This window comes from Natronomonas salina (assembly GCF_013391105.1).
Classification (GTDB): domain Archaea; phylum Halobacteriota; class Halobacteria; order Halobacteriales; family Haloarculaceae; genus Natronomonas; species Natronomonas salina.
In genome coordinates this window covers 266674-279067 of the sequence record NZ_CP058335.1, presented here as the reverse complement: position 1 = coordinate 279067, position 12394 = coordinate 266674, and the positions used below count along the sequence as shown (strand labels likewise).

The following is a 12394-nucleotide window of genomic DNA, read 5'->3' as shown; positions in this document are numbered from 1 at the left end:
CGAGGTCCAATCCCGACCATGAACGAGGTACGCGTCGCCGCGATCGTCGGCAGCCTCCGCGACGAGAGCTACACGCGGCTCTCCTGCCGACGGGCGCTCGAGGCGGCGGGCAACTACGACAACGTCACGACGGACTGCGTCGACCTCCGGGAACTCGACCTCCCCGTGCTGGACGCCGACGACAAGGACGCCGGCGATGGCGAACACCTCCGCGAGCGGATCCAGCGGGCCGACTCGGTCGTCCTCGGGACGCCAGTCTACCACGCCTCCTACTCGTCGGCGCTGAAGAACGCCCTGGACTACTGCGGCTTCGACGAGTTCGAGAACACGACCGTCGGACTGCTCTGCGTCGCCGGCGGGTCGTTCCCGACGACGACGCTGGATCACCTCCGGTCGGTCTGCCGCGGGCTCAACGCCTGGGTCGTCCCCCACCAGGTCGCCGTCCCCCGGGTGTCGAACCACTTCGAGCGCGGCGAACTCGCCGACGAGAAGGTCGCCGACCGGATCGACGTCCTCGGCCGGCGGATGGTCGAGTACGCCACCATCGAACCCGACCCCCGGACCATCGAGGCCGAGGAGAACCCCGGCGCCGAGCACGTCGACTAGGCGTCGGGGGCGTCCCACTCGGCGAGAACCGACCGCCTGGAGCCGTCCGACGACGCCCAGACGATCTGGACTGTCGCACCGCTCGGTACCTCGACCGTCACACGGTCGCCCGCCGTCACCTTCCCCTCGAAGGGCGATTCAACCGTCCGCTCGCCGGCCTCGACGACGACGCGGAGGTCGCTGCCCTGGACCGAGTCACCGCCCTGGTGGGTGATCTCCAGGGTCTCCGATTCCGAAGCGTAGTCGAACGCGAACGAGACCTGCGGCGCGGGACTACCTGATCCGCTCTCGTCCGATCCGCCCCTGATCAGTACACCGGTGACGTTCGTCCCGCCGTTCCGGGCCTCCTCCGGCGGGACGTCGATGATGCCGGCCGTCAGGGCGTCGACGGGGCCGACGACGAACCGGGAGACGGTCCCGCCTAGCGATTCGAAGGAGACCTCCCCCGTGTCCTCGGGGTCGGTCGACGGCCCCGCCACGTAGTACCAGTCGGCGTAGTCGACGAACGCCTCGTTCGCGAAGACGTGGTAGGCGAACGCGTCCACCCCCTCGTCGTAGACCGGGGCGACGAACGCCGCCATCCGCTCCCCCGAGAGGTCCCGGCCGACGTGCAACTGCTCGGGGTCGGCGGTGTCGCCCTCGTAGGCGTACTGGAACGCGAAGGTCCGCTCCGGCTCGTCGTAGGCGATCTCGCGTTCGTCGCCGGAGACGGTGGCTCCCCCGTCGACGATCCCCGGGTAGTCGACGACGGCGTCCCCCCGAAGCGGGCCGTCGGAACCCCCGTCGTCGCCGTCGGTGGGAGCGCCGTCGAGACAGCCGGCGAGGGACCCCGCTGCCGCGAGCGTCCCGAACGTGCGTAGCAACCGTCGTCGCTGGAGGACTGGCATGGTTCGCGGTCTGCGGGCCGTGGCAAAAACGTTCGGACGATTCGGGAACTCGACCTCGGAACGCTGATGGCACACCCCCGCCAACGGTCGGACGTGACGCAGTGGGTCGAGAACCCCGCGGGCGGGCGGGACCGGGGGCCGTCCGGGCTGGCGCGCGCGTGGGTCGAGGTGCTGGTCCGCCCGCGGCGGTTCTTCGAGAACGGGGTGTCGCCCGGCGACCAGGCGCCGGGACTGACCTTCGCCATCGCCGTCGCGTTCGTCGCCGTCGCCGGCAGGCTGCTCCTGGCGCCGTCGTCGCTGTCGGGGTACGAGCGCGTCGCCGCCGCGACCGGTTCGCCGGTGGCGACGGCCGTCGTCGTCCTCGGCGCCGCCTGCTTCCTCGTCGCGCCGATCGTGCTGCACCTGGCCGCGGCCCTGGCGACGCTGTCGCTGATCCCCGTCGTCGACGACCGCGCCGGCGTCGGCGAGACCGTGCAGGTGATCGCCTACGCCGCCGCGCCCGCGGTCTTCACGGCCGTCCCGGTCCCGGCGGTCCGCCTCCTCGGAGCCGCCTACGGAGCGATTCTGCTCGTCGTCGGCCTGGCGGTCGTCCACGAGACGTCCCTCCCCCGGGCGTTCCTCGCCGGGGCGGTCCCGGCGCTGTTCGTCTTCGGCCTCGCCCTCGGGGGGATCGCGGCACTCGAGGGCGTCCTCGGCCTCGAGGTGACCCGGGAATCCGGCGGCGCGTAGAATCCGACAACCGTTTTAAGGTCGGCCCGTACGTTTCCTGTAATGGGTAACTGTATCATCTGCGGTACGTCGACCGACGGGCCGATCTGCGACGTCCACCAGGAGGACGTCCTATTCGAGTTCGAGGGCGATAAACCATCACAGCTGACCCCGGGTCGGTTCTACCGGGGCACCGTCGACGGCTACGCCGAGTTCGGCGTCTTCGTCGACATCGGCAACGTGACCGGGCTGCTCCACCGGAGCAAACTCGACCGCCGCCTCGAGAGCCTCGACTGGGAGGTCGGCGACACGGTCTCCGTCCAGGTCAACAACATCCGCGACAACGGCGACATCGACCTCGGGTGGTCCATCCGGCAGACCCCCGACGAGTTCCGCGGCCTCCTCGTCGACGCCCCCGACGGCGACTACCTCGCCGACGAGTACGGCGACGACGATTCGGGTTCGAGTTCGGAGTCCAGTTCCTCGTCAGAGTCGCAATCAAGACCCGAGTCCGCTGCCGCCTCCCGAGCCCAGTCCGACGCCGACACGTCTGCCGACGCCACTGACGAAGAGGACGACTCGGAGTTCGAGTTCGACGACGAGCAGTCCGCCGAGACGGCCTCCGAGTCCACCTCGACGGACGAGGACGCTCAGCGCGGCGCCGACGAGCAGACCGGCGGCACTCCGAGCGACGCCGACCTCGCCGAGACGACCACCGACAGCGACGAAGCGGAGGGCACCGCCGCCGACTTCGACCGCGTCGCCGTCGAGGAACTCCGCGACCGGGTCGGCGACACGGTCCGCCTCGAGGGCGAGGTCGTCTCCGTGCGGCAGACCTCCGGCCCGACGGTCTTCGAACTCCGCGACGAGACCGGGGTCGTCGACTGTGCGGCCTTCGTCGAGGCGGGCGTCCGCGCCTACCCCGAGATCGAGGCCGACGACGTCGTCCGGCTGGACGGGGAGATCCGCCTCCGCCGCGACGAGATCCAGGTCGAGACCGAGTCCCTGGTCGCCCTCGAGGGCGACGAGCGCGACGCGGTCGTCACCCGGATGGACGAGGCACTGGACGACCGCGCCTCCCCCGACGAGTTCGAACTGCTGGCCGACGACGACGCCCTCGAGAACGTCTCCGACGACGTGACGGACGCCGCCACGGTGATCCGCCGGGCGGTCCTCGAGTCCCGCCCGGTCGTCGTCCGCCACGACGCGACGACGGACGGCTACGTCGCCGGCGCCGCCATCGAGCGGGCGGTCCTGCCGCTCGTCGAGGAGGAGCACGCCACCGCCGACGCCGTCTACCACTACTTCGACCGCCGGCCGCTCGAGGACGGCGTCTACGACATGAACGACGCGACGAAGGACGCCACCCGGATGCTCGGCGACCGCGAGCGCCACGACGAGAAGCTCCCGCTGTTCGTCTTCGCCGCCGCGGGCTCGACGGCCGCCTCCACCGACGGCCTCGAGCTGCTCGACATCTACGGCGCCCCGCGGGTCGTCCTCGACGGCCGGCGGGCCGACGACGAGGTCGTCGACGAGATCGACTCGCTCGTGACGGCCGAGGAGCGTTCGGCCGCGACGGTCGCCGCCAACGTCGCGGCGGCGGTCAACGAGGACGTCCGCGACGACGTCCGGCACCTGCCCGCGGTCAGCTACTGGGACGACGCACCGAGCGCGTACGCCGACCTCGCCGAGGACGCCGGCGTCGACGCCGAGACGGCCAAGCAGCTCCGCGAAGCCATCGCCCTGGAGGCGTTCTACCAGTCCTACGAGGACAAGCGGGAGCTCATCATCGACCTCCTGTTCGAGAAGCGGACCGGCCTCGCGGAACAGGTCTCCGAGCAGTTCCGGACGAAGCTGCAGGCCGAACTCGACACCGCGACGGCGAACCTCGAGGAACGCGAGGTCGACGGGGCGACCGTCACCGTCCTCGACACGGACGCCTACACGCACCGCTACGACTTCCCGCCGACGCGGCTCCTGCTCGACGAACTGCACCGCCGCCTCGACGCCGACGCGATCGTCGGCGTGGCGACCGACGAACTCCACGTCCGCTCGCGGGCCGACCTCGACGTCGACGCGGTCGTCGCCGCCCTCGAGTCCGCGGCGCCGAACGCCGGCGTCTCGGACCCCGGCGCCCGCCAGCCGAAGCTCGAGTTCCTGCGCGGCGAGCGCGACGCCGTCCTCGACGCGGTCGTCGACGCCGTCGCCGAGCAGGTCGTCGCTCCATCCGCGTAAGTTCCACCGGCGTAGTCCGTCCCTTCTCACGGTTCGCTCCGCCTGCGAGTCCCGCCGCCGGCGTGGAGCACCGCCACGGTTTTGGGTCGACCGAACGGAGTTGACGTATGGCCTCTGACCTGACCGTCGGCGTCCTCAGTCTCCACAGCTCGAAGGAGTCGAAGGCGATCCTCAACGCCGTCGACGGCCTCGGATACGACACGGAGTGGCTGCGCGGCGAGAACACCGTCGTCGACATCCAGGACGGCGAGGTCCGGCTGGAACCGGAGGTCGACATCGTCGTCAACCGGCTGTTGCTCTCGAAGGAGGAACAGCCCGCGGAGGCCCTCGGGCTGGCGCTGACCATCGACCGGGCGCGGCCGATGCTGAACAACCCGACCGCGACGATGACGGCGATGCACAAGTTCGCGACCGGGACCGCGCTGGCGGAGGCCGGCCTGCCGGTGCCGGACGCGCTGCTGGCGCTCTCCAGCGACACGCTGAACTCCCGCCGCGAGCGGTTCGGCGACGAGGTCGTCTACAAGACGGCCATCGGGACCCACGGCGGCGGCACCTGGAAGCTCGACACCGACGACTCGGTGAACCCGATGGTCGGCTCCAGGCAGGCGTTCCTCCAGGAGCTCATCGAGCACGACGAGCAGCGGCACCACGACCTCCGCGTCTACGTCGTCGGCCAGCGGGTCGTCGGCGCGATGAACCGCTACGCCCCGGAGGGCGAGTGGCGGACGAACGTCGCGCTCGGCGGCTCCGTCGAGGACGCCACCGAGGGGCTCGACCAGGAGGTGATCGACATCGCCGAGCGAGCCTCGGACGTGGTCGGCCTCGACTACGCCGGCGTCGACGTCGTCGAGGGCGAGGACGGCTACCACGTCCTCGAGGTCAACCCGACGGCCGGCTTCAAGGGCCTCTTCGAGGCGACCGGGCGCTCGCCCGCACCGCACATCGCCCGCCTGGCCATCGAGCGCGCCGGCGGCGAGGTCGACGAGGAGCGCGTCCGCGAGCTCTCGGCTTCGCTGGACGACTCCCGGCCGGACGCGATGCCGCGCAAGCAGCAGACCCAGCAGGGCGAGCCGCCGAACATCGGCTACATCGAGGAGGTCGTCGTCATGGGGACCAAGGGCCGGAAGACGGTGCTGGCGAAGTCCGACACCGGCGCGACGCGGACGAGCATCGACGCGCGGCTGGCCGCCGACATCGGCACCGGCCCGATCAAGGACATCGTCAAGATCCGGTCGGGCAGCGTCAAGTCGGGGAAGTCCCGGCCGGTCGTCGACGTGGTCGTCGGCATCGGCGGCACCCAGCACACCGTCACCGCGAGCGTCGAGGACCGCAGCCACATGGACTACCCGATGCTGCTCGGGCGGGACATCCTCGAGAACTACCGGGTGGACGTCCGGCGCCGGGCCGACGAGGACGAATCGTCGAGCCGCGAGAAGGAGCTCGAGGAGTAGGGGGAACCCGCCGTTAGGGGCGGGTTTCCGTGCGACGGCCTGACGGACGCCCGCCTGTTATCGACCAGATACCTTTTGCCCTCCCCGGGCGAGTCGCGAACCATGCAAACCGTCATCCTCGCCGCCGGCGAGGGCACGCGGATGCGACCCCTGACGGAGACCGTCCCGAAACCGATGCTGCCGGTCGCCGATCGGCCGCTCTGTGCCCACACGGCCGACGCGGCCGTCGAGGCGGGCGCCAGCGAGCTGGTCTTCGTCGTCGGCTACGAGGCCGACGCGGTCCGCGAGCACTTCGGCGCCGAGTACCGCGGCGTCGAGGTTTCCTACGCGGTCCAGGAGGAACAGCTCGGCACCGCCCACGCCGTCGACGCGGCGAGCGACCAGCTGGACGGCGACTTCGTCGTCCTGAACGGCGACGACCTCTACGACACCGCAGCCGTCCAGGCGCTCTTCGAGAACTGCCCGGCCGTCGGCGCCTACCAGGTCGAGGACCCCCGACCGTACGGCGTCTTCTCGCTGGACGGCGACGTGGTGACCGACGTCGTCGAGAAGCCCGAGGACCCGCCGAGCGACCGGGTCAACGTCGGCCTCTACCACTTCCCCGAGGCGGCCATCGAGTGGCTCTCCGACGTCGAGATGAGCGAGCGCGGCGAGTACGAGATCACCGACGTCGTCGAGCGGCTGGTCGCCGAGCGGGAGGTCCGGGCCGTCCCCGTCGAACGGTGGCTCGGCGTGGGCCGACCGTGGGAGCTCCTCGAGGCCAACGAGTGGAAGCTCGACGAACTGGAGGGGCGGGTCGACGGCGAGGTGAAGGGCGACGCCGACCTCCGCGGCGACGTCGTCGTCGAGGAAGGTGCCACAATCGAACAGGGCGTCGTCATCGAGGGGCCGGCGCTCGTGAAGTCCGGCGCCGACGTCGGGCCGAACGCCTACGTCCGGGGCGCGACGCTCGTCGGCGAGGACTGCCACATCGGTCACGGCGTCGAGATCAAGAACTCCGTCGTCATGCAGGGGTCGAACGTCCCGCACCTCTCGTACGTCGGCGACAGCCTCCTGGGGACGGACGTCAACTTCGGCGCGGGGACGCAGGTCGCGAACCTCAGGCACGACGGCGAGCCCGTCGCCCAGACGGTGAAGGGCGACCGCGTCGAGACCGGCCGCCGGAAGTACGGCGTCGTCGCCGGACCGGGCGCGAAGACGGGGATCAACAGCAGCCTATCGCCCGGGCTCGTGCTGTCGGCGGAGGCGACCACCGAACCCGGCGAGTCGGTCACGAAGGACCGCTGAACCGCCAGCGGGGGTCCGACGGCCCATCGAGGGCTCGCAGACGTTACCACTCTTCTCGGGATTTAAGGCGGAGCCCGCGGATGGGAGGGGTATGTCGCTGAATCCACCGGATCTTTCGGGACAGACCGCCTTCATCACCGGCACCACCCGCGGTATCGGGAAGGCCCTCGCGCTGTCGCTGGCCGAACAGGGCTGCAACATCGTCTCCACGGGCAAGACCAGCGAGGAGGACGACTACGGCGAGGACAAGGACCTCGAGGGCACCATCGAGCAGACCGCCCGGGAGTGCCGCGAGAAGGGCGTCGAGGCCTACCCGATCCAGCTGAACGTCCGCGAGGAGGAGAACGTCGAGGCCGCCGCCCAGGAGGCCATCGACCACTTCGGCGAGGTCAACATCGTCATCAACAACGCCAGCGCCATCCAGATGGCTAACGTCGAGGACCTGCCGGCGAACCGATTCGACCTGCTGACCGACGTGAACGTCCGGGGCACCTACCTCACCACCCGCGCGTTCATCGACCACCTCAAGGACGTCGAGGAGGACGCCTGGATCCTCGCGAACGCGCCGCCGGTGACCGTCGACCGCGCGCCCGGCGAGGCCCCCTACGCCTGGTCGAAGATGGGCATGTCGTTCATCACGCTCTCGCTGGCGACCGAACTCGGCGGCTACGACATCGGCTGCAACTCCTTCTGGCCCGTCACGGCCATCGACACCCGCGCGACACGGTACTTCGGGATGGGGACCGAGGACGACTGGCGGACGCCCCAGATCGTCGCCGACACCGTCCTCGAGATGCTGGGCCGCGACCCCGCGGAGTTCACGGGGCAGGCGGTCTACGACGAGGACTTCCTGAAGGAGGCCGGCGTCGACGACTTCTCGGAGTACAACCTCACCGAGGGCGACCCGGCGCCCATGTCCGCACAGATGTTCGATTCCAGCTACGAACGGCCGGAGTGACCGCCCGTACGAGCGGTCGCGGGCCGGGAGGCCTGCGCGAACATAATCGTTCATATGGGTGCCTGCCGACCGTACCACAAGATGGTCGACCCCACTTCGGACCTCGGCGAGGACGTCACCGAGGACGACGCGCCGAGATGCGAGGTCTGCGGAGAACCGATCGTGAGCGAGTCGACACACCGGGTCGTCACGTGGACCGAGGACGACCAGGTCGAGACGGCCCACTTCTGCGACGACGACTGCCGGAGCGACTGGGACCCCTGACCGCACCGGTACCGCCGCTCCCGGTTCGCTTCAACTGGTTGAATATTTTGACTCGACGTCTACAAAAATTATTATACGAGGGGCCCTACCAGCCGCTGAGTGATGACCCCGGCAACGCGGCGCGAGCGACGACCGGTGACCGTCTACGTCACCGCCCAGGTCGTCGGGATCTTCTTCGCCCTCGGGGCGGGATGGACGCTGCTGCGAGCCGACGTCGCGCCGTGGGGGGCCGCAGCCTGCTGGCTGGTCGTGTCCGCGTACCTGTCGCGCAAGCGCCTCCCGTCGGAAGCCCTCGGCACCGCCCTCCAGTTCGGCGCCGTCGTCGCCGTCTTCGCGCCCGCGGTACAGTACCTACCGGCGGTCCTAAAGGGCGCTGACCTTCGCGCGGTCTCGGTCGCCCGGGAGCTGTTCGGACCTGCCCTCCTCCTGGTCGTCGTGGCCGCCGCGGCCTACGTCGTCGGCCTCCTCCTCAAGCGCCGGGCCGAGCGGAAGCTGACGAGGCGGGCCCGGAAGGGCGTCTACCGGTCGGGGTGACCCAGGACCGGAGTCGACTCGGATAGGCGACCAGCGACTACAGGGCGTAGGCTTATGGCCGTTCGCTCGGTCTGTTGGAGTATGCCGGAACAAGACTCTAACGTCGAGGAGTTGATGACCTCGCCCGTCCAGACGGTCTCCCCGGAGGCCACGATGGCCCAGGCCGCGCGCCTGCTCGACGAGAACAGCATCGGTTCGCTCATCGTCGGCGAGGGCCGCATCGAGGGCATCATCACCGAGACCGACATCGTCGCCGCCGTCGGCGACACGCGAGACCCCTCGACGCCAGTCTCGGACCTCATGTCGGACCCGGTCGTGAGCATCCAGCGCCACGAGACCCTCAGGGCCGCCGCCGAGCGGATGGGCCACAACGGCGTCAAGAAGCTCCCAGTCGTCGAGGACGGCTCCGCCGTCGGCATCGTCACGACCACCGACCTCGCGCTCCACCTCCCGGACTACGAGGTCAAGATGGCCCACCAGGCGGAACCCGACATCGTCGACGGCGAGTTCGAGTGACCGCTTCTTTACACTGTTAATCGGACACGGGGTTTTAACGTACATCGGTCACAGTACGGGGTATGGAGTTCGAGCTGACCGACGAACAACGCCAGATAACGGAGGAGGTCGGCCGCTTCGCCGACAACGAGATCCGCCCCGAGGCCAAGGAGTACGACCGCGAGGAGAAAGCGCCGCTCGACCTCGTCGAGAAGGGCGCCGAGATGGGCCTGACCGGCGCGCAGATCCCCATCGACTACGGCGGCGCGGGCTACGACATGCTCACCGTCGCGCTCATCGTCGAGGAGCTGTACTCGGCCGACCCGGGCATCGCCGGCAGCATCCTCGGCACCGCCTTCGGCAGCGAGGCGATCATCGCCTTCGGCACGGAGGACCAGAAAGAGCGGTGGCTGCCCGAACTCGCCGCTGGCGAGGCCATCTGCGGCTCGGCTATCTCAGAACCCCACGCCGGCAGCGACGTCTCCTCCATCTCCACGCGCGCGGAGAAGGACGGCGACGAATACGTCATCGACGGCAACAAGATGTGGATCACCAACGGCTCCATCGGCGACTTCTTCGTCGTCCTCTGCAAGACGGACCCGGACGCCGAGGGCCGCTACAACGGTTTCAGCCAGATCGTCGTCGAATCCGACCGCGACGGGTTCGAATCCGACAAGATCACGGGGAAGATGGGGATTCGCGCCTCCGACACGGCCGAGCTCATCTTCGACGACGTCCGCGTCCCCGAGGAGAACCTCGTCGGGACGGAAGGTGCGGGCTTCCTCCAGCAGATGCAGTTCTTCGACGAGACGCGCACCCAGGTCGCGGCCCAGGGGATCGGCATCGCCAAAGGCGCAAACGAACGCGCCCTGGAGTACGCCCAGGAGCGCGAGCAGTTCGGCCGGCCGATCGGCGACTTCCAGGCCATCCAGCACAAGCTCGCCGACATGCACACCCGGACCGAGGCCGCCCGGCAGCTGACCTACAAGTCCGCGTGGTCCGTCGAGAACCGGGACGACCAGTTGACGATGCTCGCCTCGATGGCCAAGGAGTTCGCCTCCCGGGTGGCGGTCGACTGCGCCAACGAGTGCGTCCAGATCCACGGCGGGTCGGGGTACGTCGACGACTTCGACGCCGAGCGGTTCTACCGCGACGCGAAGATCACCCAGATATACGAAGGGACCACCGAGATTCAGAAGAACATCATCGCCCGCGAGCTGCAGGGGAAGGGGATGTAAGGACCCCAGTGAGAATCCTTCGGGTATCGAACGGACAGCGATCACGAGCATCCGCGAGCGAACGGAGTGAGCGAGCGGTTCCCGGCGACGAACGAGCGTAGCGAGTGAGTCGCCGTAGCGCGCGCGGACTGGAGCGAGCGCAACGAGCGGAAGGAGCACGCGCGCATATTTTCCCCACGTTTTTGCCGGCCCCCGAGCGACAGCGAGGGGGCCGTGCAAAAAGTGGGTCGTAACTTATTGGACGCGGCACCGCGAACCTCCGGGTATGACCACCTTCGAAGCGGGCGATATCACGCTGCACAAAGTCCGCGACTACGTCTGGGAGATCCCGCAGGACCAGGAGGCGGGAATGCGCGTCCCGGCCCGGGTGCTCGGCAGCGAGGCGCTGCTCGAGGAGATCTCCGACGACAAGACCCTCGAACAGCTGAAGAACACCACCCACCTCCCGGGCATCCGGAAGTATGCCCTCTGCATGCCGGACGGCCACCAGGGGTACGGTTTCCCCGTCGGCGGGGTGGCCGGCATCGACGCCGAGGACGGCGTCATCTCGCCCGGCGCAGTCGGCTACGACATCAACTGCGGCGTCCGGATGGTGAAGACGGACCTCACCTACGGCGACGTCGAGGGCAAAGAGGAGGAGCTCGTCGACGCGCTGTTCGACGCCGTCCCGTCGGGACTGGGCGGCGGGGGCGTCGTCCAGGGCGACGCCGCCACAGTCGAGGCGGTCCTCGAACGCGGCGTCGACTGGGCTCTGGAGGAGGGCTACGCCGTCCAGTCGGACCTCGACCACTGCGAGGACGAGGGGATGCGCCCGGACGCCGACGCGTCCGCTGTCTCACAGAAGGCGAAGGACCGCGGGCGGAACCAGATGGGGTCGCTCGGCTCCGGGAACCACTTCCTCGAGGTCCAGCGCGTCACCGACGTCTTCGACGAGGAGATCGCCGGCGCCTACGGCCTCCGGGAGGACCAGATCGTCGTCCTCATCCACTGCGGGTCGCGTGGGCTGGGCCACCAGGTCTGCAACGACTACCTCCGGGAGATCGAGCAGACCCACAGCGGCCTCCTCTCGCAGCTGCCGGACAAGGAACTCGCGGCGGCGCCCGCCGGCTCGCAGCTCGCCGAGGACTACTACGGTGCGATGTGCGCCGCCATCAACTTCGCGTGGGTGAACCGCCAGCTCATCACCTTCCGGACCCGCAAGGTCTTCGAGGAGGTCTTCGGCGAGCCGTGGGAGGACCTCGGGATGGAGCTGCTCTACGACGTGTCCCACAACATCGCGAAGAAGGAGGTCCACGACGTGGACGGGGAGGAGACGGAGCTGTTCGTCCACCGGAAGGGCGCGACGCGGGCGTTCCCGGCCGGCCGTCCGGAGGTGCCGTCGGCCTACCGCGACGTCGGCCAGCCGGTCATCATCCCGGGGAGCATGGGCGCGGGGTCGTACGTCCTCTGCGGCGGCGCCGAGTCGATGGACCAGACGTTCGGCTCGACGGCCCACGGCGCCGGCCGCCTGATGAGCCGGACGCAGGCGAAAGACGAGTTCTGGGGCGGCGACGTCCAGGACGACCTCCGGAACCAGCAGGTGTACGTGAAGGCCCAGAGCGGCGCGACCATCGCCGAGGAGGCCCCGGGCGTCTACAAGGACGTCGACGAGGTCGTCCGCGTCAGCGACGCGCTCGGCATCGGCGACAAGGTCGCCCGCGTCTACCCGGTCTGCAACATCAAGGGCTGACC

At 69.4% G+C, this 12394-nt stretch carries 12 protein-coding genes; 11 read left to right on the top strand and 1 reads right to left on the bottom strand.

What is annotated here, in order from left to right; translation table 11 throughout:
- The first annotated feature begins 18 nt into the window (after window positions 1–18).
- Entirely contained in the window at window positions 19–606 is a 588-nt protein-coding gene (locus HWV07_RS01575) for an NADPH-dependent FMN reductase (RefSeq protein WP_178332613.1), read from the top strand.
- Here HWV07_RS01575 and HWV07_RS01570 read toward each other — a convergent pair.
- Window positions 603–1493 (bottom strand): type IV pilin domain-containing protein, encoded by an 891-nt coding sequence (locus tag HWV07_RS01570; protein ID WP_178332612.1) that lies wholly within the window; start codon window positions 1491–1493, stop codon window positions 603–605. The genes HWV07_RS01575 and HWV07_RS01570 overlap by 4 nt on opposite strands.
- Window positions 1494–1586: 93 nt before the next feature.
- On the opposite strand from HWV07_RS01570, the gene HWV07_RS01565 reads away from it, so the two are divergent.
- The 10 genes from HWV07_RS01565 to HWV07_RS01520 all read left to right on the top strand — a co-directional run bounded on the left by HWV07_RS01565 (window position 1587) and on the right by HWV07_RS01520 (window position 12392).
- The gene (locus tag HWV07_RS01565; protein ID WP_178332611.1) at window positions 1587–2222 is read left to right on the top strand and encodes a YIP1 family protein; all 636 of its coding nucleotides are present in this window, start codon (window positions 1587–1589) and stop codon (window positions 2220–2222) included.
- A 42-nt stretch (window positions 2223–2264) separates the two neighbouring features.
- Window positions 2265–4436, top strand: coding sequence for an OB-fold nucleic acid binding domain-containing protein (locus tag HWV07_RS01560; protein WP_178332610.1), 2172 nt, complete (start codon window positions 2265–2267; stop codon window positions 4434–4436).
- A gap of 107 nt (window positions 4437–4543) precedes the next feature.
- Window positions 4544–5887: a RimK family alpha-L-glutamate ligase gene (locus HWV07_RS01555; RefSeq protein ID WP_178332609.1), complete on the top strand. Its 1344-nt coding sequence runs from the start codon at window positions 4544–4546 to the stop codon at window positions 5885–5887.
- Window positions 5888–5989: 102 nt separating this feature from the next.
- Window positions 5990–7174, top strand: coding sequence for a bifunctional sugar-1-phosphate nucleotidylyltransferase/acetyltransferase (gene glmU / locus HWV07_RS01550; protein WP_178332608.1), 1185 nt, complete (start codon window positions 5990–5992; stop codon window positions 7172–7174).
- 91 nt (window positions 7175–7265) lie between these two features.
- Complete coding sequence (locus HWV07_RS01545) at window positions 7266–8132, top strand: SDR family oxidoreductase (RefSeq protein WP_178332607.1); 867 nt, start codon at window positions 7266–7268, stop codon at window positions 8130–8132.
- Between the two features lie 81 nt (window positions 8133–8213).
- Window positions 8214–8396, top strand: a complete 183-nt coding sequence (locus HWV07_RS01540; RefSeq protein WP_178332606.1) for a DUF7576 family protein — start codon at window positions 8214–8216, stop codon at window positions 8394–8396.
- 102 nt (window positions 8397–8498) lie between these two features.
- Complete coding sequence (locus HWV07_RS01535; protein ID WP_178332605.1) at window positions 8499–8930, top strand: hypothetical protein; 432 nt, start codon at window positions 8499–8501, stop codon at window positions 8928–8930.
- 81 nt (window positions 8931–9011) lie between these two features.
- Window positions 9012–9446: a CBS domain-containing protein gene (locus HWV07_RS01530; RefSeq protein WP_178332604.1), complete on the top strand. Its 435-nt coding sequence runs from the start codon at window positions 9012–9014 to the stop codon at window positions 9444–9446.
- A gap of 62 nt (window positions 9447–9508) precedes the next feature.
- Window positions 9509–10663, top strand: a complete 1155-nt coding sequence (locus tag HWV07_RS01525) for an acyl-CoA dehydrogenase family protein (protein ID WP_178332603.1) — start codon at window positions 9509–9511, stop codon at window positions 10661–10663.
- Window positions 10664–10928: 265 nt separating this feature from the next.
- Entirely contained in the window at window positions 10929–12392 is a 1464-nt protein-coding gene (locus HWV07_RS01520; RefSeq protein ID WP_178332602.1) for an RtcB family protein, read from the top strand.
- Window positions 12393–12394: the final 2 nt, after the last annotated feature.